Origin of the sequence: Methylobacterium phyllosphaerae (assembly GCF_001936175.1) — a bacterium.
Lineage (GTDB): Bacteria > Pseudomonadota > Alphaproteobacteria > Rhizobiales > Beijerinckiaceae > Methylobacterium > Methylobacterium fujisawaense.
Map to the genome: position 1 here is coordinate 5,319,840 of NZ_CP015367.1, position 24,263 is coordinate 5,344,102.

Consider the following 24,263-nt stretch of genomic DNA (forward strand, 5'->3'; position numbering starts at 1 on the left):
GTCGCCTCGAACGATCCGACGCGTGTGTTCGTGGATACCGAATTCCGGTCCGCCCTGCGCAGAGGAAACGGACGCCGACCGCTGCCGACGACAGGCCACCGATGACCCGCAACGCGATGCCGCAGCTCGACAGTTTCGATCCCGAGGTGCTCGACGCGGCGCGCGACGTGGCGGCGCGGGCGGGCGTGCCGCTCGAGACCTGGATCGCCTCGGTGGTGCCGCAGCAGCAATCGGCCGCTCCGGGAAACCGGCGGCACCGGCGCCGCCACCGCGCCGAGCAGGTCGGTTCCGGTGCCGTCCGGCCCGATGCGGCGCCGGATCGATCCGCCCCGGCCGCTCCGGACGGCGAGAACCCGGAGCCCCGCGCCGACGCCTACGGCCAGGGCATCGCCGCCTTGATGGATCGCCTGGACGGGCTCGACCGGGCCCTCGACCATGAGCGGCGTGCCGCCCAGGAAGCGGAGGCGCGGCGCCTCGCGGAGATCGAAGCCCGCATCGAGCGGGCCCTCAAGGCGGCCCCCGTCCAGCAGGTGACCGAACGGCTCGGCGATATCGAGCGGCGCATGTCCCAGCTCGGCGAGCAGGTCGCCACCACGCGCCAGCCCGGCCGTCGCGCGCGCCCCGCCGCCGCGGACATCCGCAATGCGGTCCAGGACATCCGGCAACGGCAGCGCGAGCTCGCCGAGACCGCCGGGCCGGGGGCCGCGATGTCCGCGACCGATGGCGGCGTCGTCGCCAGCATGCGCATGGACCTCGCGCGCCGGCTGGAAGCCCGGATCGAGGAAGGTGTCGCCCCGTCGACCGCCCTGATCGAGCTTCAGGAGGAGACCACACGCCTGCGCGAGGCGATCAACCAGCTGGCGACGAGCCGGGATATCGGCGCCCTGGAGCAGGCTGTCATCACCCTGGCCAGCGGCATCGAGCGGGCCCAGGCAGGAACCGATCTCACCGCCATCGCGGTGCCGATCGAGCAGGTCCGGGCGCAGGTCGAGCGCCTCGCCGAAGAGGTGGCCGAGAACGTCCACAGCCGCGTCGCGGAGGATGTCCGCCGCCTGGCCGAGCGCCTCGATTCCGCGGCGGCGACCGGCGCGGCCGATCCGGATGGTCGAACCCTCGCCGGCCTGTTTGCCGAGCTTGAGGAGATTCGCCGGCAGATCGGTGCCCTGGCGGGTCCGGAGCGGATACAGGGTCTCGCGCAGAGCCTTCAGGCGCTGAGCGCGCAGATTGCGCAGTTGCAAAGCCTGAGCGCCGGTCCGGACCTGCGCCCGATCCTGGAGGAGATCCGCAGCGACGTGAAGATCGCCGCGCCGGCCGCGCTGGCGGAGCAGATCCAGGCGCTTGCGGAGAAGGTCGACCTCCTCTGCGCCCGGGACGATTGGTCCGAGCGGACCGGTGAGACCGCCGCCCGTCCGGACGGGCTGGCGTCGATCCACGCCATGCTGCGCAGCCTCGCCGACAAGGTCGATCAGGTCGGCGCCCGGGCCGAGCACGAAGGGCTCGACGCCCTGGAGCGGCAGGTCGTCTCTCTGGCGGGGCGCCTCGACGCGCCGCTGAGCGTCGATCCGGCGCTGGCCGGCCTCGAGCGCACCATGGGCGACCTCCTCCGGCAGGTGACGGCGCTCCGGGACTCCGCCCCGACCGAGGCCGTGGTGGAGCGCGCCGCGCGCAATGCCGTGGCTCAGACCCTCCAGGGTTCCGGTATCGGCACGGCCGAGTCCGGGGAGATCGGCCTCCTCCGCGCCAGCTTGGCCGATATGCAGGCCCGGCAGGTCGCGTCCGATCAGCGGCTCGGCGCCACCCTCGATGGCGTCCAATCGGCCCTTGAGCGCCTTCTCGTCCGGCTCGGCCCGGCCGAGTCCGTCCCGCCGCGGGTCCCGTCCCTCGACGAGCGCCTGATGTCGTCGACGAGCGCGGAGGCGACCCTCGCGCCCGTCGAGGCGCGCGCGAAGCCCCGGCGGGACGGCATCGAGGCTTCCCGCCTCGCCGACGACTTGCTCGAGCCCGGCAGCGGCCGTCCGCCGCGCGAGCCGCGCTCGCCTAGAGAGCCGTCGGCCCGCCGGCCGATGCAGGAGCGGATCGGCGACGCGGCCGCCGCGCGGATCGCGGCCGACGCCACCTCCGAGACCGACATCAAGACCAGCTTCATCGCCGCGGCGCGGCGGGCCGCCCAGGCCGCGCAAGCGGAGCTGGTCGCGGAAGCGCCCGTGGAGCGCCGGGAGACCCGGGGCGAGCGGGCCGCGCTGCTGCCCAGCGCGACGACGGGGCGGCTCGCGCGGCTGCGCGCCGAGATCGATCGCCGCCGCCGCCCGCTCCTGCTCGGGCTCGCCGCCATCGTGCTGGCGCTGGGCGCGCTCCAGGCGATCACCATGCGCAGCGCGGATGAGCCGCAAACGCCCGCCCCGGCGAGCCAGATCGCGCCGTCACGCGGGGATGCCGCCGACGTTCAGAAGAAGGCTCCGGACGCCGCCAAGGAGACGCCGGACGCGAAGCCGGCCGTGGCCGATCCGACCACGACCCAGTCGCTGCCGAATCCCGCTCCCGCGGAGACGCACTCCACCGCCAAGCCGGCGGTGCCGCAGGTCTCCGGCATGAACGCCCTGCAGGCCGACCTCGGGAACCTGCCGCCGGCGCTGGCCAAGGTGAAGCTCGCCGCCCTCGAGGGCGACGGCACGGCCATCTGGGACCTCGCCACCCGGGAGGCCGACGGCCGCGGCATGCCGCGCGATCTGTCGGTCGCGGCAAAGCTCTACGAGAAGTTGGCCTCGGCCGGCTACGCCCCCGCCCAGTACAAGCTCGCCGGCCATTACGAGAAGGGGTCCGGCGTCGTCCGCGATCTCGACAAGGCGAAGCTCTGGTACGGCCGTGCCGCCGAGCAGGGTCATGCCCGCTCCATGCACAATCTTGCGGTGCTCTATGCGGAGAACCCGGTCGCCAACGGGAAGCCGGACTTCGCATCCGCGGCCTCGTGGTTCCGCCAGGGAGCCGAATTCGGCGTCCGCGACAGCCAGTACAATCTCGGCGTTCTCTATGCCCGCGGCCTCGGCCTGACGCAGGACCTGATCCAATCCTACGCGTGGTTCTCGGCCGCGGCGAGCCAGGGCGACGACGATGCCGGCAAGAAGCGCGACGATGTGGCCAACAAGCTGAGCCCCGCCGATCTCGCCAGCGCGAAGAGCCTCGCGGCCAACTTCAAGCCGCGAAAGATTGACGCGGCGGTGAACGAGCCGCCGGCGTCGAAGGCCCCCGCCAGCCCGCCGATGTCGCTGCTCGGGGCGCCTTTGCCCAGCGCGGTGCCGTCCACGGCCTCGCCCCGCCGGGGCTGACGGCTTTCCTGAAGCCGGCGCCGCAGCCGCGCCGACCTTGACCGCCGTGCCGCGATGCGGGAACGCTCCGGCGGGGCGGCATCGACCGCGGTCGGATCGCGCGGGTCGCCAACCCTTGCCGATGCCCGGAGGATGGATGGCGCACCGGAACTCTGTCCCGCTGAGCGCCATCGTCCTCGGCATTGCCGGCCTCATTCCCTTCTTGGGATTTGCGGCCCTCGCGGTCTCCGGTACCGATGGCGGCCTGAGCAGCATCGGCCTGTCGCCGCGCACCATCCTGTCGGCCTACGGTGCGGTGATCGCCTCGTTCCTGGGCGGGATCCGCTGGGGCGCGGCCGCGGCGCGCAATGCCGGCAACGGCGACTATCTCGTGGCCATCGTGCCGTCCCTGGTGGCCTGGGCGGCAATGGCGGCGCCTGCACCCTGGGATCTGCGCATCCTCGGCGCCCTGGTGCTCGCCTGGGGGCTGATCGATCAGGATCTGCCCCGCCGCGGCCTCGTTCCGCTCTGGCTCGGCCGGATGCGCCTCGTCCTTTCGGGGGTTGCCGGGGCCGCGCTCCTCGTGGCGGCATGAGGCCGGCGCGGAGACCGGGAGACGAGCGCCGTGCGCCGTCAGGTCTCGCGTGTCATCTCGCGCAGGAGCTTCAGGACCGCGTCACGGCGTGCCGGTGACTTGATTGTCCGGAACAAGGCGGCAGCCTCGGCGGATTGCTCGTCAATCTGATCCTGCTCTATCCCTGCGAGCCGATCGTTCTGCAGGAAATAGGTCGGGCAGACGTTCAGCGTGACTGCGATCCGTTCCAGAAGCCAGCGCGTCGTCGGCGGGGTCACGTCGTCTGTCATCCCGTTGAAACTCGCGTTCTGCGCGCTGGACCGATTCAAACGGCAGAGCTTTCCGCCGCCACCCTAGCCTTTCAGCGTCGGCGATGCCATCCTCAGGTTGCGCTCGATGTATCATTTGTCGCAATGCGTGCATTAACGTTGAGATCGGGCATGCCGCATTCGAAGCACCTGGACAGGACCTTCAGCGTGTTGCGCGATCTGGAGCGGGCTGCGGCGCCCGACGAGATCGCGCGATTGCTGGTCGACGCCTTCACCCGCTACGGGGTGTCGTACGTGATGGCCGGGATCGTTCCGACGCCCGGCCTGCCGACGCGGCGGCATGCCGGATTCGTCCTCACGAGCACCATGCCGGAGGGGTGGGCACGCCGGTACGTGACGCGGGGCTACGCGCTCCATGATCCCACGGTCCGGCGGCTCTGCACCAGCGCGACGCCCTTCGACTGGAGCACCGTGCCGCCGGACACGCCGATGGCGAGCCGCATCATGAACGAGGCCGGCGAGTTCGGTATCCGCGCCGGCATCACGATCCCGTTCGTGACCCTCGATGGCGAGCCGGGCGGGATCAGCGTGTCCGGGGAGCGGATCGAGATCGATCCGGCCGAGCGCGTCGCGGTCAATCTGGTGGCGACCTACGCGGTCGGCCAGCTCCTGCTGATGAACAGCCGCCCCTCCGCGCAGGCGCCGGCGCGTCTCTCGCCGCGGGAGCGCGAGACCCTCCAATGGGCGGCCGAGGGCAAGACCGATGTCGAGATCGGTATGGTCATGGGCATCACGGCAGCCGGGGTCGACTACCATCTGCGCTCGGCGCGGGCGAAGCTCGATACCGTCAACCGCGCCCACACCGTGGCGCAGGCGCTGCGTGCCGGCCTGATCACGTAGGGCCGACACGGCCGGCTCCGGAGCGCGCGCGAGCGCGACCCGCTCGGGCCCGGCAAGGTCTTGGACCGGTGGGCGCTCACGCACGCAAACCCTACGGTTTCTCGTAGTACCCAGGTCTTCGCGAAACGAAGAAAACCCACGTCAATCCAACGTGAGGTTACTTCGTGATCCATATCGTCACCCCCGCCAACGCGCATCGCTACGCCGATGCGATGGAGCAGGCCTGGCGCCTGCGCCACGACATCTTCGTGGCAGAGAAAGGCTGGACCGAACTCGCCCGCCCGGATGGCCGGGAGATCGACCAGTTCGACACGCCGCATGCGGTCCACTTCCTCGCCATGGAGGGCGACGCCGTCATTGGCTACAGCCGGCTGCTGCCGACGACGCGCCCGCATCTTCTGTCCGATGTCCTGCCTCAGCTCTGCGAGGTCGAGCGGCCGGTCGGCCCGCAGATCTGGGAATGGACCCGCCAGGGCGTGGCGCGCTCGCACCGCGCGAAGGGCCGTGTGGTCAACCCGGTCTCGATCGCGCTGCTCACCGGCATCGTCGAATGGGGGCTCGCCCACGGGGTCAACAGCCTGCTGCTGCAGATGCCGACCCTCTACATGATCCACGTGATCCAGCTGCATTTCCGCCCGCAGCCCCTTGGCCTGCCGGTTCAGATCGCCGGCGAGGAGATCATGGCGGCCACCGCCCGGTTCGATGCCCGAACCCTCGCCAAGCTGCGCGCGGTCCGCGGCGACAGCAACTCGGTCCTGGTTTCCGAACCCGCTTACCTGGTGGCTTGAGGATGATGTTCGACAGCAAGGATGTGGCCCTGGACGCGCTCGCCGCACAGTGCCTGCGGGTGCGCGAACTCGTCGACACGGTCGGAGACCCGCTGATGCGGGCCGCCATCGACCTCCTGCTTCTCGAGGTCGCCCGGGCCCTGGCCGAGACCAGCCCGCATGAGCGCGCAGGCGGGGCGTGAAGCGGTCGCCGGCGGACCGCCCATACGAAACGGCGGGCGTCCCGGAGGACGCCCGCCGCCCTTCGTCCGGAGTTCAGGCGCCCATCGCCGTCTTCAGGTTCTGGTCGACCTTGTCGAGGAAGCCCGTGGTCGAGAGCCACTTCTGATCGGGGCCGACTAGGAGCGCGAGGTCCTTGGTCATGTGACCCGCCTCGACCGTGTCGACGCAGACCTTCTCCAGGGTCGCGGAGAACTTGGCGAGATCGTCGTTGCCGTCGAGCTTGGCCCGGTGCGACAGGCCGCGGGTCCAGGCGAAGATCGACGCGATCGAGTTGGTCGAGGTCTCGCGGCCCTTCTGGTGCTCGCGATAGTGGCGGGTGACGGTGCCGTGGGCAGCCTCGGCCTCCACGGTCTGGCCGTCCGGCGTCATCAGCACGGAGGTCATCAGGCCGAGGGAGCCGAAGCCCTGCGCGGCCGTATCGGACTGCACGTCGCCGTCGTAGTTCTTGCAGGCCCAGACGTAGCCGCCCGACCACTTGAGGCACGAGGCGACCATGTCGTCGATCAGGCGGTGCTCGTAGGTGAGGCCGAGCGCCTTGAACTTTGCCTCGAACTCCTCCTCGTAGACCTTCTGGAACAGGTCCTTGAACCGGCCGTCATAGACCTTGAGAATGGTGTTCTTGGTCGAGAGGTAGACGGGGTACTTGCGCGCCAGGCCGTAGTTCATCGAAGCGCGGGCGAAGTCGATGATCGACTGGTCGAGGTTGTACATCGACATGGCGACGCCGGCGTCGGGGAACTTGAACACCTCCTTCTCGATGACCGTGCCGTCATCGCCCTCGAACTTGATGGTCAGGCGGCCCTTGCCGGGCACCTTGAAGTCGGTGGCACGGTACTGGTCGCCGTAGGCGTGGCGGCCGATCACGAAGGGCTGGGTCCAGCCGGGGACGAGGCGCGGCACGTTCTTGCAGATGATCGGCTCGCGGAAGATCACGCCGCCCAGGATGTTGCGGATCGTGCCGTTGGGCGACCGCCACATCTCCTTGAGGTTGAACTCCTTCACGCGGGCCTCGTCCGGCGTGATGGTGGCGCATTTCACGCCGACGCCGTGGCGCTTGATCGCCTCGGCGGCGTCGACCGTGACCTTGTCGTTGGTGGCGTCGCGGTGCTCGACGCCGAGGTCGTAGTATTCGAGATCGACATCGAGATAGGGGTGGATCAGCTTGTTCTTGATCTCGGCCCAGATGATCCGGGTCATCTCGTCGCCGTCGAGCTCGACGACGGGGTTCGCTACCTTGATCTTCGCCATGGACCGATGCCTTCCCGCGTTGTCTCCGCGCACGGCATGCAAGGGCCGTGCGGTCGTCGACCCGAGTGCCCTGTGGGGCGCCCCAGGCCGGAATCGCCCCGCGACATAGCGCGGGCCACCCGGCGACGGAAGGCGCGCACTGTCATCCGGCCAGCTTCGTCACCCGACCCTCGACGGCGCGGGGCTGCCCGTGTCAGACGGCCCGCATGACGAGCCGAGACGTGCCGGGCGACGCCCCGAGGAAGGTCACCGAACTCCTGCCGGGGATCGCCCCGGCCGTGATCCTGGTGGAGCCGCAGCTCGCCGAGAATATCGGCATGACGGCGCGCGCCATGGCGAATTTCGGCTTGTCGGAGCTGCGGCTCGTCAATCCGAAGAACGGCTGGCCCAAGAAGGGGGTGCGCGAGGCGGCCTCCGGTGCGACGCATGTCCTGGACCGGGCGACGATCTTCGGCAGCGTCGCCGAAGCCATCGCCGATTGCCGGTACGTGCTGGCGACCACGGCGCGGGAGCGCGGGCAGATGAAGCGGGTCTTCGCCCCCGAGGAGGCCATGGGCGAACTCGTGGCGCGGGAAGGGCAGCGCACCGCGGTGATGTTCGGCCGCGAGCGGGTCGGGCTCACCAACGACGAGGTGTCGCTCGCCGACGCGATCATCACCTTCCCGGTCTCTCCGGATTTTCCGTCGCTCAACCTCGCGCAGGCGGTGCTGCTTGTCGGCTACGCGTGGCGGCAGGCGAGCGGCCGGGCCCGGCTGCCCTTCTCGGGCGAGCTCCTCTCGCCGCCGGCGACCCGCGAGGCGCTGGTCGCGCTGTTCGGAAGCCTCGAGGCCGCGCTCGACGCGGCGGGTTTCTATCCGCCGGAGAAGAAGGAGATCATCGCCCGCAACATGCGCGACATGCTCCATCGCATGAGCCTGACCGAGCAGGATGTGCGGACGTTTCGCGGTGCCCTGCGGGCCCTGACCCGAAAGGGGGCCTGATCAGCCGGAGGCCGACTTCATCTCCGGGGGCTTGCCGCCGCCGAAGCATCGGCCGACCGCCTCCCAGAACGCCGCCTGCTCCTCGGGGGTGCATTGCGCCATGCGCGCCTCGACCTTGGCGCGGCCGGCCACCGCATCGGGCGTCGCAGCCACCTCGGACTCGCTCGGGTTTCTCGCCTCGGCCATGGGCAATCCTCCGTTGCAGAACGAAAGCTCAGCTGGGCCGTGCGGTTCCGTTCCGCGGCGCAATCGGGCATGGAGTCGGCGGTTCGCGGAGCGGCTGCGCGGCAGCGGGACGAGGGCGGGGTATCGGGTGCGGCTCAGCGTGGACAATCTGGCCTGCCGCCGCTCCGGCCGCCGCATCTTCTCCAACCTGTCCTTCGCCCTCGGACCCGGCGATGCCCTGGCGATCACCGGGCGGAACGGCGCGGGCAAATCGAGCCTGCTCGCCATCCTGTCGGGCCGGTTGCGGGCCGATGCCGGGCGGATCGCCGTCGCCGAGGTCGGGGAAGCGAGCCTGCCCGAATGCCTGCATGCCGTCGGCCATCGCGACGGATTGAAGAGTGCCCTCACGGCGGGCGAGAACCTCCTGTTCGCGCAACGGCTCCTGGGTGCGCCGCGCCTGGACCCGCGCGACGCGCTGGAGCGGCTCGGCCTCGGTCACGCCCACGATCTGCCGGTGGCCTATCTCTCCGCGGGACAGCGGCGGCGTGTGGCCCTGGCGCGGCTCCTCGTCTGCGCCCGGCCGCTCTGGCTCCTGGACGAGCCCACCGCAGCCCTCGATACGGCCTCGCAGGCGGTGCTCGCCGAACTGATGGAAGGACATCGGGCCGGGGGTGGCCTCGTGATCGCCGCCACCCACCAATCCCTCGGCCTCGCCGGCGCGGCGGAACTGCGCATCGAGGCTTCCGCCGCGGCGCCTGTGGCCGACGTCCCCGAGGATTGGGCATGATCCGCGCGGTCCTCGCCCTCATCGCCCGCGACCTGCGCCTCGCCGGCCGGGTCGGCGGCTCCGGTGCCCTGTCGCTGGTCTTCTTCCTGATGATCGTCGCCCTGGTCCCCTTCGCGCTCGGGCCGGACCTGAACCTGCTGTCGCGGATCGGTCCCGCGATCCTGTGGCTGGCCGCGGTGCTGTCGACCCTGATCGGCCTCGACCGCCTGTTCCAGGCCGACGAGGAGGACGGTTCCCTCGACCTGATGACCGCCGCGCCGGTGCCCCTCGAACTGGTGGTGCTCGCCAAGGTGACGGCCCATTGGCTGACCACCGGCCTGCCGCTCGCGCTCGCCGCGCCGCTGTTCGGCCTGCTGGTGGCCCTCGACGGTACCGCCATGGGCGCTTCCGCGCTGACGCTGCTCGCCGGCACGCCGGCTCTCAGCTTCATCGGCGCGGTGGGCGCCGCGCTCACGGCCTCGATCCGGCGGGGCGGACTGATCCTCGCCGTGCTGGTTCTGCCGCTGATGATCCCGACGCTGATCTTCGGCGTCTCGGCCGCGCAGGCGGCGAGCGGGGGGACGGTGCCGTTCCTCGTGCCGCTGGCCGTGCTCGGGGCGCTGACGTTGATCGCTGCCGTGGTCGGAACGCTGGCGGCGGCGGCGGCGCTGCGTTGGCCGGAATAGCCGAAGCTCTCTTGCGCAACGCGGCCAGCACTCATCGTTGCGCCAGCAGTGCCGGCTTCTTCGTTCCGATGTCTTCGGTCGGGCCGGTCGAATGCTGTCCGGGTCCTCGGCAGTGGACGAAGCCGGTGACCGGATTTGGCTCCGGGCGCGTTGACGCGCGGCGCCCCCCTCACTATAGAAGCCGCTTCGCCGAGAGGCCGCGCTTTCGCGCGCGCTGCGTCTCGGCCATCGCCAGACAACCTGACGCGACGACCGATTTCCGGCCAAGCCGGCCCGTCGGCATCGCCCGACGAGAAACACGAGGACTTACATGGCCAACACCGCTTCGGCCAAGAAGATGACCCGCAAGATCGCCAAGCGCACGGCGATCAACCGCTCGCGCCGCTCGCGCATGCGGACCTTCGTCCGCAAGGTCGAGGAGGCCATCGCCACCGGCAACCAGCAGGACGCGCTCGCCGCCCTCCGCGCCGCCGAGCCTGAGATGATGCGCGCCGCCCAGCACGGCATCGTTCACAAGAACAACGCCTCGCGGAAGGTCTCGCGCCTCGCCGCCCGCGTGAAGGCGCTGGCCGCCTAACGCCCACGCACCACCGAGACGGTTTCAAGCCCGGCCTTCGCGCCGGGCTTTTTCGTGCGCGCTGTCCGGGCGCGATGGCTCGATGCCGGCTGCGTGCACCCGCCGAAACCGTTAACCCTATCCAAGAATCAACGCGATTGCAGAGTCCGGAAACGGCGTGTAGCTTAACAGAAACTGACACCGGGCAAGCAAAACACGACGATTTCGGGACTCAAGCGACTCAATCTGATTCGCCAAGACTCTAGCGCCCGTGTTCAGCCGTGCCGGGAACACTTCCGAATGGGAATCCGCGCCGTCCCCACAAGTCCCACTGTTAAAGGAACCGTAGGTAATTGTTGATAGGCTCTCCCAATCGGCAAAAGTTCCTCGCGGTGGGGTTGACTCCGTCCAGGGGACTCTGTCCCGCCGGTTCTTGCGGGACGCTGAGGGCGTAAATCGTGCGTACGCGCGGACTGCGGACTTCCGCGGGCCGCGTCGGGAGAGCCAGTGATGCGTGTCGACGGAACGGTGGCGAGTGACGACGACGGGGGCCGCAGCGGCGGCGGCACTGTGGATTACGGGTCTGCCTGGGCCCGGGTGAAGCGTCGGCTGCGGGCCGAACTCGGCGAGGATGTGTTCGCGAGCTGGTTCGCCCGCCTTGAGCTGGAGGCCGTCGCCGGCGGGACGGCCCGGCTGACCGTACCGACCCGCTTCCTCAAGAGCTGGATCGAATCGCACTACCTCGACCGCGTCCTGAACACGTTCAAGGCCGAGGTCGAGGAGATCGCGCGGATCGAGGTCGGCGTCCGCGGCACCGGGGCCCCGGCCCGTCCTGTCGCCGCCGGCGTCGCCAAGCCGGGCCCGGCCAGCGGTCCGCTCGCCCGCCTTCACGCCACGAGCGCGCCGATCCCGATCGCCGCCGTTGCGCCCGCAGCCGAGGCGCGCAATGCCGACGCCGGAGGCGACCTCAGCGGCACGCCCCTCGACGCGCGGCTGACCTTCGCGAGCTTCGTGATCGGGCGCTCCAATGCCCTGGCACATGCCGCCGCCGAGCGGGTCGCCAACCACCAGGGGGAGGGCGCCCTCTACAATCCGCTCTATCTCCATGCCGGCGTCGGGCTGGGCAAGACGCACCTGCTGCACGGCATCGGCCACGCCGCCCGCGAGGCCGGCCGCCGGGTGATCTACCTGACCGCCGACCGGTTCATGTACGGCTTCGTAAATGCCCTGAAGACCCAGTCGGCGCTCGCCTATAAGGAGCGCCTGCGGGGCATCGACCTTCTGATCCTCGACGACGTCCAGTTCATCCAGGGCAAGTCGATCCAGGCCGAGTTCGGCCACACGATCAACGCGCTCATCGATGCCGGCCGCCAGGTCGTGGTCGCGTCCGACCGGCCGCCAACCGAGCTTGAGGCTCTGGACGAGCGCGTGCGCTCGCGCCTGGGCGGCGGCCTCGTCGTCGAGATCACCGCCCTCGACGAAGCCCTGCGGGTCTCGATCCTGTCGGCGCGGCTTTCCGCGGTCCGGGCCGCACATCCGGGCTTCGACGTCTCGCCCCAGGTGGCAACCTACGTGGCCCGGGCGATCACCGCCAACGGCCGCGACCTCGAAGGTGCGGTGAACCGCCTGCTGGCCCACGCGACGCTCACCGGCACCGCCGTGACGATGGAGACCGCCGAGAGCGCGATCCGCGACCTCGTGAAGAATCGCGAGCCGAAGCGCATCAAGATCGAGGACATCCAGAAGCTGGTCGCCTCGCGCTACAACGTCTCACGGTCCGACATCCTGTCGGAGCGGCGCACCGCCGCGGTGGTGAAGCCGCGTCAGATCGCCATGTATCTGTCGAAGGTCCTGACCCTGCGCTCCCTGCCGGAGATCGGCCGCCGCTTCGGTGGCCGCGACCACACCACGGTGCTGCACGCCGTGCGCAAGATCGAGAAGCAGATCGGCGAAGACGCGGTGCTCGGCGATGAAGTCGAGCTCCTGAAGCGGATGCTTCAGGACTAGTCGAACCTGCATGACGTCCCGGACGAACCTGCTCTCGACCGAGCAGATTCGCTCCGGATCGGCCGCGGGACCGTCCCCCGTGGCCTGATCGGGAAGGCGTCCGGACCAGCAGCGCCCCATTAGACCCCGATGCCACGCGCCCTCTGCCGGTCCCTCCCTCCAGGACTGGCCGGGGGCGCGCGCCCCGTGGCAGACTGGCGCGAATGGAGATGGCCCTGTAAGGCCGCGTCGTCGACCGGCGACAATCAACGCCCCGGGGAGTGCTGATGACGGACGCCTTCATCTACGACCACGTTCGCACGCCGCGCGGTCGCGGCAAGGCGGACGGCGCCCTCCACGAAGTGACCGCGCTCCGGCTGGCCGAGACGGCGCTGCGCGCCCTCAAGGTCCGCAACGGGCTCGACACGGCCCTCGTCGACGACGTGATCCTGGGCTGCGTCGATCCGGTCGGGGAGGCGGGCGGCGACATCGCCCGGGCCGCGGCCCTGGTGGCCGATTACGGCGCGCATGTTCCGGGTGTGCAGATCAACCGTTTCTGCGCCTCGGGCCTCGACGCGGTGAACTTCGCCGCCGCACAGGTCATGAGCGGTCAGCACGAGATGGCGGTGGGCGGCGGCGTGGAATCGATGAGCCGCATCGGCATCGGCGCCTCGGGTGGCGCCTGGCCGGTGGATCCGGCGATCGCCATCAAGTCCTATTTCATGCCGCAGGGAATCTCGGCCGACCTGATCGCCACCAAGTACGGCTTCACCCGCGACGCGTGCGACGCCTACGCGGTCCGCTCGCAGGCGCGCGCGGCGAAGTCCTGGGAAGACGGCCTGTTCGACCGGTCCGTCGTTCCGGTCCGCGATGTGAACGGCATCACCCTGCTCGACCGCGACGAACATATGCGCCCGGGCACCGACATGCAGTCGCTGGCCGCCCTGAAGGCGTCGTTCGTGCAGATGGGCCAGATGGGCGGCTTCGACGCCGTGGCGACGGACGCGCATCCGGACGTGGAGAGCGTGGATCACGTCCATCATGCCGGCAATTCCTCCGGCATCGTCGACGGTGCGGCCGCCGTGCTGATCGGCTCCCGGGCGGCCGGCGAGGCCGCGGGCCTGCGCCCGCGCGGCCGGATCCGGGCCTTCGCCAATATCGGCTCGGACCCGGCCCTGATGCTCACCGGGCCGGTGGACGTCACCCGCAAGATCCTGGCGAAGACTGGCCTGAGCCTGTCGGATATCGACCTGTTCGAGGTCAACGAGGCTTTCGCGGCGGTGGTCCTGCGCTTCTGCCAAGCCTTCGACCTCGATCCGGAGGCCGTCAACGTGAACGGCGGCGCCATCGCCCTCGGCCACCCTCTGGGCGCCACCGGAGCGATGATCCTCGGCACGGCCCTCGACGAGCTGGAGCGGACCGGCAAGGAGCGGGCGCTGATCACCCTGTGCATCGGCGCCGGCATGGGAACCGCCACCATCATCGAGCGGGTGTGAGCCATCGCGTGCACGGGAGCGGCGTGCCGCCGCTCCCCAAAGTCCGGTAACGCTGCTAGAGGCGCGGTCGACGCTCGGCCCGTCTCTGGGCCGGACGATAAAACAACGGGAGACAAGCCCTTGAACCGCCTGTTTGCGACGCTCTGTCTGGGCGTCACCCTGAGCCTGCCGGTGGCTGCGCGCGCCGATGATGCGGCGGACCGCGTGGCCGCGGCCACCACCCTCGTCAACAAGACCCTGATCAAGAACCTTCAGACCGGGTTCAACGTCGCCCTCGAGAAGACCGTGGCGGCAATGCCGGAGGCGCGCGCCGAGGCCGTGCGCAAGGAACTCCTGACCGAGTTCGACAAGCAGCGCGCCCTCATGGTCGAGGGGCTGTCGAAGGACTACGCCGAGAAATTCAGCCTCACCGAACTGAAGCATCTCGATGAGATCTACTCGGACCCGACATACCTCAAGTTCCAGACAATGAACGCCGATCCGAACTCCTCGGTGACCGCGATCTCGCAGAACTCCGTCACCAAGCTGCTGAATATGCTGGCGGTGGCCGCGGCGACCGACAACACACCCAAGCCCGGCGCGGCGCCGATGCCGCCCGTGCCGCCGGCCGCGGCGCCCGCTCCGGCTCCGAAATAGCCGATGGGAGGCCGCGCGCGTGAGGCCGATCTCAGGCGGCGCGCGCGGCTGTCACGGGCGCGAAGCCCGCGACCGGGGGGAGCGCTTTCAGAAGGGGCTTGGCGAAGTGGTAGCCTTGCACGAGCGTGATCCCGATACTGCGCAGGGCGGAGAGTTCGGCAGCGGTCTCGACGCCCTCGGCGAGCACCGTCACGCCGAGGGCGCGGGCGATGCCGACCACACCCGACACGATGGCGTACCGTCCGGCGTCGCCGTCGAGGCCGCGCAGAACGTCCATGTCGATCTTGATCAGATCGGGACGGAAGTTGGCGAGCAGGCTCAGCCCCGCGAAGCCGGCGCCGAAATCGTCGAGGGCCGTCAGAAATCCCTGCTTCCGATAGGCGGCGACGATGTCCTTCACGTGCCCGATGTCCCGGAAGCGTTCCTGCTCGGTGAACTCGAACATGATGCGTTGATGGGCGAAATCGATGCGTCGCGCGGCCTCCAGCGAGGCGCGGATGCAGGCATTCGGCTCATAGACCGCGTTCGGCATGAAGTTGATCGAGAGACGCGTGGTGCTGTCGCGGGGAAACAGCGCCCCGGCGAGCTCGATCGCCTTGACGCGGGCGGCCTGATCGAACTGGTATCGCGTTTCGTCGGTCACCTGGTCGAGGATCGTATAGGCGGATTCCCCGTTCGGGCCGCGCACCAGCGCCTCGTAGGCCCAGACGGAGTCGTCTGCGAGATCGAGGATCGGCTGGAACGCCATCGTGAAATCGAAGTCGAGCGTGGTGCCGGCGCGACAGGCGCGGCAGCCGGAGTCCTTCGTCATGTGCAGCTTTCGGTTCTTCTCGCCGACGCCGCCACCATGAGCGTCGGCGCTCAACACAACCTTAATGCAAGCTCGCCGGTGGATCATTGGCGCAACCCAGGGAGGACGGCACCGTGACGCTGACCGATTTCCGCTTCGAGACCGATGCCGACGGCATCGCCCTGGCGACCTGGGATATGCCCGGCCGCTCGATGAACGTGATCACCGAGGGGGTAATGGACCAGCTCGAGCAGATCATCGAGCGGGTTGCCTCCGATCCGGCCCTGAAGGGCTGCGTCATCGCCACCGGCAAGGACAATTTTTCCGGCGGTGCCGACCTCACCATGCTCCAGGGACTCGGTCGGGCCTACGAGCAGCTCAAGGCCGAGCAGGGCGAAGAGGTGGCGATGCGCCACTTCTTCGAAGCGTCCCGGCGCCTGTCGCTGCTGTTCCGGCGGCTGGAGACCTGCGGGAAGCCCTTCGCGGCGGCGATCCAGGGCCTGTGCCTCGGCGGCGCCTTCGAGCTGGCTTTGTCCTGCCACCACCGGATCGCCTCCGACGACGGGAAGACCCGGGTCGGCCTGCCGGAGATCAAGGTCGGCCTGTTCCCGGGCGGCGGCGGCACGCAGCGCGTCGCCCGCCTGATGCAGACCGGCGACGCCCTCCAGATGCTGTTCAAGGGCGAGCAGATCCGCGCGCCCATGGCCAAGGGCATGGGGCTGATCCACGCGGTGGCGCCCCAGGCCGAGATCGTCGAGCGCGCCAAGGCCTGGATCCGTGAGGGCGGCTCGGCGGTGGCGCCCTGGGATGTGGCGAAGTTCAAGGCCCCGTCCGGAAAGGTCTACTCCCCCGCCGGCATGATGATCTGGCCGCCGGCCAACGCCATCTACCGCCGCGAGACCCACGACAATTACCCGGCCGCCAAGGCGATCCTGGCCTCCGTCTACGAGGGCCTGCAGCTGCCGATGGACCTCGCCCTGCGGGTCGAGAGCCGATACTTCGCCCACATCCTGCGCTCCACCGAGGCGGCGGCGATGATCCGCACGCTGTTCATCTCCATGGGCGAGCTGAACAAGGGCGCGCGGCGACCGAAGGACGTGCCGGCCGCCAACCTGCGCCGGGTCGGCGTGATCGGGGCCGGCTTCATGGGCGCGGGCGTGGCCTACGTCACCGCGCAGGCGGGCCTCGAGGTGGTGCTCGTCGACCAGTCGGTCGAGGCCGCCGAGAAGGGCAAGGCTTACGCCCACACCCTCATCACCGGCCAGATCAACAAGGGCCGCGCCAAGACCGCCGATCGCGACGCGCTTCTCGGCCGCATCCAGGCCACGGCCGATTACGGCGCGCTCGCCGATTGCGACCTCGTGATCGAGGCGGTGTTCGAGGATCCTCAGGTGAAGGCCGAGGTGATCCAGAAGGTCGAGGCGGTGATCCGCCCCGACGCGATCTTCGCCTCCAACACCTCGACCCTGCCGATCACCGGGCTGGCCAGGACCTCGCAGCGGCCGGCGCAATTCGTCGGCATCCACTTCTTCTCCCCCGTGGAGAAGATGATGCTCGTCGAGATCATCAAGGGCGAGGCGACCGGGGATGCGGCGCTCGCCGCGGCCCTCGATTACGTGCGCCTGATCAAGAAGACCCCGATCGTCGTGAACGATGCCCGCGGCTTCTTCGCCAACCGCTGCGTCGGCGCCTACATCCTCGAAGGGCACAAAATGCTCGCCGAGGGCGTTCCGCCGGCCATGATCGAGAGCGCCGGCCGCCAGGCGGGCATGCCGGTCGGGCCGCTGTCGCTCAACGACGAGGTCGCCCTCGACCTCGTGCTCAAGATCGCCAAGGCCACCGAGGCGCAGGTGGGGCAGGGCGCCGTGGACCCGGCGCAGAAGGCGATCCTGTCGGAGATGGTCGAGAAGCAGGGCCGGCTCGGTCGCAAGAACCGCAAGGGCTTCTACGACTACCCCGAAGGCGCGCCCAAGCGTCTCTGGCCCGGCCTGAAGGACCTGCAGCCGAACCGCCTCGACCCGGACGCCGTCGACTTCACCGAGCTGAAGCAGCGGCTTCTGGTGGTGCAGGCGCTGGAGGCCGCCCGCACCGTCGGCGAGGGCGTGGTCACCGACCCGCGCGAGGCCGATGTCGGCTCGATCCTCGGGTTCGGCTTCGCGCCGTTCACCGGAGGGGCCTTGTCGTACATCGACTTCATGGGTGCGGCGGCCTTCGTCGACCTCGCGCGGACGCTCGAGGCCAAGCACGGCCCCCGGTTCCGGGCACCCGATAACCTGACAGCGATGGCCGCGCGCGGCGGCACCTTCTACGCGGGCGCCGAGAAGCGCGCCGCCTGAGACGGAGGTGCCGGACGCCCGATCGCGGCGTCCGGCAGCTGAGCGAGTTCTTCCAGCAGCACCGCCCGCGCGCAGGCGCCGAAAGCCCGCATCAGCCGTCCACGGGCATGGTCGGGCGGGAACAGCAGGGCGAAATGCACCGGGAGGGCGGGGGCGAAGGGACGGATCGCGATCGGCGAGATCTTCGCCTCCTCGTAGGCGGCCAGCGGGTTCATCACGCTGACCCCGAGCCCGGCCGAGACGAGGGTGCAGATCGATGCACCGAGGCCGGCCTCGGCGGTGATGGTCAGGGTGATCCCGGCTGCCGCGAAGATCGCCTCGGTCCGGTTGCGCAGGGCGCTCCCGAGCGAGGAGGCGACGAAGGGTACGCCGAAAAAATCCGCAGGGGTTAGAAGAGCCTGCGCGGCAAGGGGATGGTCCTGCGGCAGGACGGCGACGCAGGCACGCGTCTCGACATGTTCGCGATGCGCGTCCGGGGCGTCGCCGTACAGCATCGTCAGCGCGGCGTCGCAGAAGCCGGTGGCGAGCCAGTGATTCACGGTCTCGTCGTCGCCGGAATGGATCGCCACGATCACGTCCGGATGCGCGGCGCGGAAGCGCACGACCGCCCGCGCCAGGAGCCCGCCCGCCAGCCGCGGCATCGCGGCCACCCGCAGCCGCTCCGCCCCGAAGGCGCGGATCCGTGCGGCCGCGGATTCGAGGCTGGTCAGCCCCACGAAGGCGCGCTCGACCTCAGCGTGAAACCGCGTGCCGTCGAGGGACGGTACGACCCGACTCCCGCTCCGATCGAACAGGGGCAGGCCCGTGATCGCCTCCAGCTGGGCGATCAGCCGGCTCACCTGCGGCTGCGAGGTGTGGAGCCGGCGGCTCGCCTCGGTCATGGACCCGGTGGCCACAACGGCCCGGAAGGCCTCGATGTGCCGGAAGGTCATGCGCCGCTCGGCCATATCAGATCCGTATGCTCGGCAGGTGAATCGGCATTGGACGCCCGCGCGCGGCCGCTCCTAGGATCGCACGGCAAAGCTTCGGGCCGACTCCCTGGCGGACGGCCCGGCGCTGAACCGGTTCAGACATAGCGACGGGGTTCGGATCGTGTCGAGGACGCTGCCGCTTCTATTGGCCACTCTGTGCTGGGCCGGGCTCGCCGCGCCGTCGGCCGCGGAGGGGCGCCTCGACAAGATCCGCACGACCGGACAGATCAGCCTCGGCTTCCCGGACGCGTCGCCGCCCTTCGGCTTCCTCGACCAGAACGCCAAGCCGGTGGGCTATTCGCTGGAGATATGCGAGCACGTCGCGCAGAAGCTCAAGGCCGCCCTCGGCCTGCCGAAGCTCGAGGTGCGCCACGTGCCGGTGATGTCGGCGACCCGGATCCCGCTGATCAACAACGGCACGATCGACCTGGAATGCGGCACCGCCAGCAACCTGCCCGAGCGGCACAAGCTGGTCTCCTTCGCGCCGACCACCTTCGTGGCGCAGGTGGTGCTGGTGGCCAAGAAGGATACGCCGGTGGATGTGGACGACATCGCCTCGTTCCGCGGCAAGGCCATCTCGGCGCAGGCCGGCGGCGAGACCCAGCGCGTCGCCACCCGGATCAACGTCCGCGACAAGCTCGACATCCAGGTGATGCCGGCCAAGGACACCGCGGAGGTGTTCCTGCTCCTCGAGACCGGCCGCGCGGCGGGCGCCATCAACGACGACGCCCTGGCCCACGCCACGGTGGCCGGCGCCAAGCGGCCCGCAGATTACAAGATCGGCACCAAGGGCCTAGAATTCGCGCCCTACGGGATCCTGGAGCCGAAGGACGACCCGGCCTTCAAGGCGGCCGTCGACAAGGCGGTGATCGAGCTGATTCAGGACGGCACCGTTGCCCGCCTCTACGGCAGGTATTTCGAGCAGCCGATCCCGCCGAAGGGTATAAACCTGGAGTTGCCGATGAGCGACGTGCTCAAGCGGGCCCTGGCTCACCCGACCGATTCCGGCGACGAGGCCGCGTACCGATAGGGTGGCCGGCGAGTCCAAGATGCGAGACGATCTGACCCATACGGCGGACGCGCCGTCCGTCGTCGACCTGCGAAGCGACACCGTCACGCGGCCGACCGAGGCGATGTACGCGCGGATGCGGACGGCACCGCTGGGCGATGACGGGCTCGATGCCGACCCGACCGCCCGCGCGCTGGAGGAGACCGCCGCCGCCATGCTCGGCAAGGCGGCCGGCCTGTTCGTGCCGAGCTGCACGATGGGCAATCTGCTGGCGATCCTTGCCCAGGTCCAGCGCAGCGAGCAGATCCTGCTCGAAGCCCAGGCCCACATGCTCAACACCGAGCGCGGCGCCGCGACCCTGACCGGTGCCTTCCTGTACGGGGTCGCCGGCACGGACGGCGCCATGGACCTCGACCGGCTGGAGGACGCCCTCAGCCCGAATGCCAGCCCGCTCCGGACGGCCATGATCGCGCTGGAGACCTCCCACAACGCCGCCGGGGGCACCGTGCTGCCGCCGGCCCATATGGCGGCGGTCGCAAATCTCGCCCGGGCGCGCGGCATCCCGGTCCATCTCGATGGGGCGCGCCTGTTCAATGCGGCGACGCATCTCGGCGTCGCGCCGGCGGATCTCGCCGCGCATGTCGACACGGTGTCGCTGTGCCTGTCCAAGGGCCTGAGCGCCCCGGTCGGCGCCGTGCTGGCCGGCGACGGGCCGGTCATCGCGGCGGCGCGGCGCCTGCGGAAGATGATCGGCGGGACGCAGCGGCAGGTGGGGATCATGGCCGCGGCCGGCCTCGAGGCGATCACCGTCATGGGTGCGCGCCTCGCCGAGGATCACGACCGAGCCCGGCAGCTGAGCGAGGGGCTGAACGCCCTGCGGCCGCGCCTCTCGGCGACCATGCCGCAGACCAACATCGTGCAGGTCGACCTCGGCCGGACCGGGCGGGATAGCGCGCGCTGGATCACGGATCTCGACGCGCTCGGGATTCGCACGCGCCCCCTCGGCGGGCAGCGGCTTCGGCTCGTCACGCACCGCCACATCGCGGCGGCCGATATCGACCGCGCCGTGGCGGCCTTCCGCACCTGCCTCGACGCGGCCTGAGCGGAATCAGGCCGCGCCCGCGACCCGCGTCTTCGCGCCGAGCATCCGGGCGAGGAGGACGACGTCGGCGGCATTGTCAGAGAGCAGGTCGGTGACGTCGCCGACCTCCAGCGCCTTCACGTGGCGGCAGCGCATGCCGTAGCGGCCGGCGGTGCAGGTGCAGCGCAGCTCCGGGCCGCCCGGCCGCTCCTCCAGGCTGACATGGTAGCGGTTGCCGGTCGAGCCCCGCATGGCGAATCGCAAAGCTGCCGGCTCGTCGGGGAAGGCCGCCAGGGCCCGGCCGCTGATCGTCCCCGGGCCGCGACGCGGTCCTGCCGGGCCGCCGACCGCCCGCGTGACCGGCAGGCCGAGCGCGGCCGCGAGGGCATGCACGTCCGCGACCGCCCGCTCGCGCATCGCAGCCAGGGCGATCTCCGCGCAGGCATAGGCGTCCTCGCCGGCATCGTGATGCTCGAAGCGGATGCCGAGGCGCCGCGCCACTTTGCCGAGCCCGCATCCCTCCGGCGCCGGGAAGACCCGGCGCGCCACCTGGACCGTGCAGAGATACGCGAGATCGGGAACCGCCAGGCCCGCCCGCGTCAGGCCGGCCCGCAGGACGCCAATATCGAAGCTCGCATTGTGCGCCAGGATCAGCCCGCGCCCGAGATCGCCGAGATAGGGCGCCATCACGGTGGCGAAATCCGGCTTGTCGGCGACGTCGGCCGGCAGGATCCCGTGAACCCGGATGTTGCCCGGCGCGAAGCGCATCTCGGGGGGCCGGATCAGATGGCTCTCCCGGCGGACGACCCGACCCTGCGCGATCCAGGCGAGGCCCACCGCGCAGGCGCTGTCACGCCGCTCGTTGGCCGTCTCGAAGTCGAGGGCCAGGACCGTCATCCAGGGTCAACCATGCCGGGTGGGAGTTCTCGGGGTGTTCCCCGCGAGGTCTAGGCTGCCCGGATCCGGGCTTCAACCCTGCGCCACCATCGCCAGCCAGTCATCCTCCGACACGACCTGGACGCCGTGCTTCTGGGCGTCCTTCAGCTTCGAGCCGGCTCCCGGGCCGGCCACGACGAGGTCGGTCTTGGCCGAGACCGAGCCGGACACCTTGGCGCCGAGGCGCTCGGCCACCGCCTTGGCCTCGTTGCGGGTCATCTTCTCCAGGCTGCCGGTGAAGACCACGGTCTTCCCCGCGAAGGCGGAGGCCGAGGCGGGCCGCTCCATCGGCTCGACCGCGACCGCGTCGAGCAGAGCCGCGACGGCGTCGGCGTTGTGCGGCTCGGAGAAGAACAGGAGCAGGGCATCGGTCGCCACCGGGCCGATCTCCCCGTCATCGGCGAAGACCCGGTAGGCATCCCCGGGACGCTGCGCCGCCGCGCGCGCGATCGCCGCACGCACCGCGTCGACGTCGCCGTAATGGGCAAGGAGGTTCTCGCGCTGGACGGCGCTCAGGCGCGCCCGCTCCTTGGCCGGCGCGGCGTCGTCCTCCGGGAAGCCGAGATCGAGCAGCCGGTCGCGGGTGGTGCCTCCGACGCGCGGGACGGCGGTGAGTTCGACCCAGTCCGGTCCGGGCTGCGACGCCGAGGCCTCCTGGATCGCCGCGATGAGCGTCGGCATGTCGGTGAAACGCTTGGCCAGCGCCTTGGCGGTCGCCTCGCCGATCTGCGGAATGCCGAGGGCGAAGAGCAGGCGATTCATCGGCACGGCCCGGCGTGCCTCGACGGCGGCGAGCAGGTTCTTGATCGCCTTGTCGTCGTCCTCGCCCTTCTTCTTGGCGGCTTTCTTGGGTGGCTCGGCCGTTGCCGAGTCCGCGCGCCGCTCGGCCGAGAGCGCCTCGCGTCGCGCCACGATGGCGGCCTTGAGTTCCTCGAAATCGAGGCGGAACAGGTCGGCGGGCTGGCGCACGAGCCCGGCCTCGAACAGGACCTCGATATAGGTCTCGCCGAACCCCTCGATGTCGAAGCCGTTGCGCGACACGAAGTGCTTCATCCGCTCGACGCCCTGCGCCGGGCAGATCAGGCCGCCGGTGCAGCGGCGCACCGCGTCGGGGCGGCCGGTGCGCGGATTGATGGCGCGGACGGCGCGGCTGCCGCAGGCCGGACAGGTCTCGGGGAACGCATAGGGCTGCGACCCGGCCGGACGCTTGGTGAGGTCGACATCCATGACCTTGGGGATCACGTCCCCGGCCCGCACCACCGTCACGGTGTCGCCGACGCGGATGTCGCGGGGCACGAGGATCGGCTGACCGTCGGCGCCGATCCCCTCCGCGATAGGCTCACGGATAAACTCGCCGTCCGCCCCGACGCCCCTCACGTAGCCCTCGTTGTGGAGGGTGGCGTTGGAGACGACGACGCCGCCGACCGTCACGGGGCGCAGCTTCGCCAGCGGGTTCAGGGAGCCGGTGCGGCCGACATTGATGACGATGTCCTCCATCACCGTCGTGGCTTCCTGCGCGGCGAATTTGTGGGCGAGGGCCCAGCGCGGCGAGCGCGAGACGAAGCCGAGACGCTTCTGCAAGCCGAGGTCGTCGACCTTGTAGACGACGCCGTCGATGTCGTAGCCGAGCCCGGCCCGGTCCGCCTCGATGCGGCGGTAATGGCCGAGCATCGCCTCCGTGTCCGTGAAGGTCTCGGTGCGGGGATTCACCGGCAGGCCCCAGTCCGCGAAGCGCTGGAGGCTGCCGGATTGCGTCTCCGCGATGGGCGCCGACAGCTCGCCCCAGGCATAGGCGAAGAACCGGAGCGGACGGGACGCGGTGATCGCGGGATCGAGCTGGCGCAGGCTCCCGGCCGCGGCGTTGCGCGGGTTGGCGAAGAGCGGCTTGCCGGCCGCTTCCTGCCGGGCGTTGATGGCGGCGAAATCGGCGTGGGACAGGTAGACCTCCCCGCGCACCTCGCAGATCTCCGGCCAGCCGGACCCCGCGAGCACTGCCGGGATGTCCTGCACCGTGCGGGCATTGGCCGTGACATTCTCCCCGACCTCGCCGTCGCCGCGGGTGGCCGCAGTGTCGAGCCGCCCGTTCACGTAGCGCAGCGACAGGGACAGGCCGTCGATCTTGGGCTCGGCCGTGAAGGCGAGGGGTGTCTCGTCGGGCCAGCCCAGGAAGCGGCGCACGCGCGCGACGAACTCGGCCACCTCCCCATCGTCGAAGGCATTTCCCAGCGAGAGCATGGGTACGGCGTGCCGCACCTTGGCGAACTTTTCCGAGGGCTTTGCGCCGACCGACGTGCTGGCCGCGCCGGTGCCGGCGAGATCCGGAAAGCGCGCCTCGATCTCCTCGAGGCGGCGGCGCAGCCGGTCGTACTCGGCGTCCGAGATCTCGGGCGCGTCCTCCTGGTAGTACAGCCGGTCGGCCTCCAGGAGCGCGTCCGACAGCCGCGCGTACTCGGCGCGCGCATCCTCGGCGGTGAGGTCGAGATCGAGCGGATCGGATTTCGTAACGGCCATGGCGGGTTTCTAACGCATCGGCGGCCAACGGGGAGTCGGCCGTGGCGCGCAGTCC

Annotated in this window: 22 protein-coding genes; 15 read left to right on the forward strand and 7 right to left on the reverse strand. The window is 70.2% G+C overall.

The window, feature by feature from the left end; genetic code table 11:
* Positions 1–101 precede the first annotated feature (101 nt).
* Together MCBMB27_RS24340 and MCBMB27_RS24345 are read left to right on the forward strand one after the other, a co-directional pair.
* Positions 102–3,323: an SEL1-like repeat protein gene (locus MCBMB27_RS24340; RefSeq protein WP_075381470.1), complete on the forward strand. Its 3,222-nt coding sequence runs from the start codon at positions 102–104 to the stop codon at positions 3,321–3,323.
* 136 nt (positions 3,324–3,459) lie between these two features.
* Positions 3,460–3,897 carry a DUF3429 domain-containing protein gene (locus MCBMB27_RS24345; protein WP_043346119.1) on the forward strand — a complete coding sequence of 146 codons (438 nt, stop codon included), beginning with the start codon at positions 3,460–3,462 and terminating at the stop codon, positions 3,895–3,897.
* A 38-nt stretch (positions 3,898–3,935) separates the two neighbouring features.
* On the opposite strand, the gene MCBMB27_RS24350 is transcribed toward MCBMB27_RS24345, so the two are convergent.
* Positions 3,936–4,166 (reverse strand): hypothetical protein, encoded by a 231-nt coding sequence (locus tag MCBMB27_RS24350; RefSeq protein ID WP_075382091.1) that lies wholly within the window; start codon positions 4,164–4,166, stop codon positions 3,936–3,938.
* Between the two features lie 150 nt (positions 4,167–4,316).
* Here MCBMB27_RS24350 and MCBMB27_RS24355 point away from each other — a divergent pair, with 150 nt between their 5' ends.
* The 3 genes from MCBMB27_RS24355 to MCBMB27_RS24365 all read left to right on the forward strand — a co-directional run bounded on the left by MCBMB27_RS24355 (position 4,317) and on the right by MCBMB27_RS24365 (position 6,015).
* Positions 4,317–5,045, forward strand: a complete 729-nt coding sequence (locus MCBMB27_RS24355; RefSeq protein ID WP_075381471.1) for an autoinducer binding domain-containing protein — start codon at positions 4,317–4,319, stop codon at positions 5,043–5,045.
* A gap of 164 nt (positions 5,046–5,209) precedes the next feature.
* Positions 5,210–5,833: an acyl-homoserine-lactone synthase gene (locus tag MCBMB27_RS24360; protein WP_043346116.1), complete on the forward strand. Its 624-nt coding sequence runs from the start codon at positions 5,210–5,212 to the stop codon at positions 5,831–5,833.
* 2 nt (positions 5,834–5,835) lie between these two features.
* Positions 5,836–6,015: a hypothetical protein gene (locus MCBMB27_RS24365; protein WP_075381472.1), complete on the forward strand. Its 180-nt coding sequence runs from the start codon at positions 5,836–5,838 to the stop codon at positions 6,013–6,015.
* Between the two features lie 73 nt (positions 6,016–6,088).
* Here MCBMB27_RS24365 and MCBMB27_RS24370 read toward each other — a convergent pair whose 3' ends face one another.
* Positions 6,089–7,303 carry an NADP-dependent isocitrate dehydrogenase gene (locus tag MCBMB27_RS24370; RefSeq protein ID WP_043380473.1) on the reverse strand — a complete coding sequence of 405 codons (1,215 nt, stop codon included), beginning with the start codon at positions 7,301–7,303 and terminating at the stop codon, positions 6,089–6,091.
* A 206-nt stretch (positions 7,304–7,509) separates the two neighbouring features.
* Between MCBMB27_RS24370 and MCBMB27_RS24375 the strand changes: the two genes are divergently transcribed.
* Entirely contained in the window at positions 7,510–8,283 is a 774-nt protein-coding gene (locus MCBMB27_RS24375; RefSeq protein WP_083683697.1) for an RNA methyltransferase, read from the forward strand.
* Here MCBMB27_RS24375 and MCBMB27_RS24380 read toward each other — a convergent pair whose 3' ends face one another.
* Positions 8,284–8,469 carry a hypothetical protein gene (locus MCBMB27_RS24380; RefSeq protein WP_043346103.1) on the reverse strand — a complete coding sequence of 62 codons (186 nt, stop codon included), beginning with the start codon at positions 8,467–8,469 and terminating at the stop codon, positions 8,284–8,286.
* Positions 8,470–8,596: 127 nt separating this feature from the next.
* Between MCBMB27_RS24380 and ccmA the strand changes: the two genes are divergently transcribed.
* The 6 genes from ccmA to MCBMB27_RS24410 all read left to right on the forward strand — a co-directional run bounded on the left by ccmA (position 8,597) and on the right by MCBMB27_RS24410 (position 14,574).
* Positions 8,597–9,235: a heme ABC exporter ATP-binding protein CcmA gene (gene ccmA / locus MCBMB27_RS24385; RefSeq protein ID WP_043346101.1), complete on the forward strand. Its 639-nt coding sequence runs from the start codon at positions 8,597–8,599 to the stop codon at positions 9,233–9,235.
* Positions 9,232–9,900, forward strand: a complete 669-nt coding sequence (gene ccmB, locus MCBMB27_RS24390) for a heme exporter protein CcmB (RefSeq protein ID WP_043380469.1) — start codon at positions 9,232–9,234, stop codon at positions 9,898–9,900. Before ccmA ends, ccmB begins: the two co-directional genes overlap by 4 nt.
* Before the next feature lie 310 nt (positions 9,901–10,210).
* A complete protein-coding gene (rpsT, locus tag MCBMB27_RS24395; RefSeq protein ID WP_007561677.1) occupies positions 10,211–10,477 on the forward strand; it encodes a 30S ribosomal protein S20 in 267 nt (88 codons plus the stop codon).
* A gap of 489 nt (positions 10,478–10,966) precedes the next feature.
* Complete coding sequence (dnaA, locus tag MCBMB27_RS24400; protein WP_043346098.1) at positions 10,967–12,463, forward strand: chromosomal replication initiator protein DnaA; 1,497 nt, start codon at positions 10,967–10,969, stop codon at positions 12,461–12,463.
* A 266-nt stretch (positions 12,464–12,729) separates the two neighbouring features.
* Entirely contained in the window at positions 12,730–13,938 is a 1,209-nt protein-coding gene (locus MCBMB27_RS24405) for an acetyl-CoA C-acetyltransferase (protein WP_043346109.1), read from the forward strand.
* Positions 13,939–14,058: 120 nt separating this feature from the next.
* Positions 14,059–14,574, forward strand: a complete 516-nt coding sequence (locus MCBMB27_RS24410; protein WP_043346096.1) for a hypothetical protein — start codon at positions 14,059–14,061, stop codon at positions 14,572–14,574.
* A gap of 31 nt (positions 14,575–14,605) precedes the next feature.
* On the opposite strand, the gene MCBMB27_RS24415 is transcribed toward MCBMB27_RS24410, so the two are convergent.
* Complete coding sequence (locus MCBMB27_RS24415; protein ID WP_043346107.1) at positions 14,606–15,385, reverse strand: EAL domain-containing protein; 780 nt, start codon at positions 15,383–15,385, stop codon at positions 14,606–14,608.
* Between the two features lie 113 nt (positions 15,386–15,498).
* Here MCBMB27_RS24415 and MCBMB27_RS24420 point away from each other — a divergent pair, with 113 nt between their 5' ends.
* Positions 15,499–17,700 (forward strand): 3-hydroxyacyl-CoA dehydrogenase NAD-binding domain-containing protein, encoded by a 2,202-nt coding sequence (locus MCBMB27_RS24420; RefSeq protein WP_043380466.1) that lies wholly within the window; start codon positions 15,499–15,501, stop codon positions 17,698–17,700.
* Here MCBMB27_RS24420 and MCBMB27_RS24425 read toward each other — a convergent pair.
* Entirely contained in the window at positions 17,670–18,632 is a 963-nt protein-coding gene (locus MCBMB27_RS24425) for a LysR substrate-binding domain-containing protein (RefSeq protein WP_236952807.1), read from the reverse strand. The two genes, MCBMB27_RS24420 and MCBMB27_RS24425, sit on opposite strands and share 31 nt — an antisense overlap.
* A gap of 160 nt (positions 18,633–18,792) precedes the next feature.
* On the opposite strand from MCBMB27_RS24425, the gene MCBMB27_RS24430 reads away from it, so the two are divergent.
* The gene (locus MCBMB27_RS24430; protein WP_085987610.1) at positions 18,793–19,701 is read left to right on the forward strand and encodes an amino acid ABC transporter substrate-binding protein; all 909 of its coding nucleotides are present in this window, start codon (positions 18,793–18,795) and stop codon (positions 19,699–19,701) included.
* Between the two features lie 19 nt (positions 19,702–19,720).
* Positions 19,721–20,782, forward strand: coding sequence for a threonine aldolase family protein (locus tag MCBMB27_RS24435; protein ID WP_043380543.1), 1,062 nt, complete (start codon positions 19,721–19,723; stop codon positions 20,780–20,782).
* Between the two features lie 6 nt (positions 20,783–20,788).
* Here MCBMB27_RS24435 and MCBMB27_RS24440 read toward each other — a convergent pair whose 3' ends face one another.
* Both MCBMB27_RS24440 and ligA read right to left on the reverse strand, forming a co-directional pair.
* Positions 20,789–21,658, reverse strand: coding sequence for a 3'-5' exonuclease (locus MCBMB27_RS24440; protein ID WP_043380462.1), 870 nt, complete (start codon positions 21,656–21,658; stop codon positions 20,789–20,791).
* Between the two features lie 72 nt (positions 21,659–21,730).
* The gene (gene ligA, locus MCBMB27_RS24445; protein WP_075381473.1) at positions 21,731–24,208 is read right to left on the reverse strand and encodes an NAD-dependent DNA ligase LigA; all 2,478 of its coding nucleotides are present in this window, start codon (positions 24,206–24,208) and stop codon (positions 21,731–21,733) included.
* Positions 24,209–24,263: the final 55 nt, after the last annotated feature.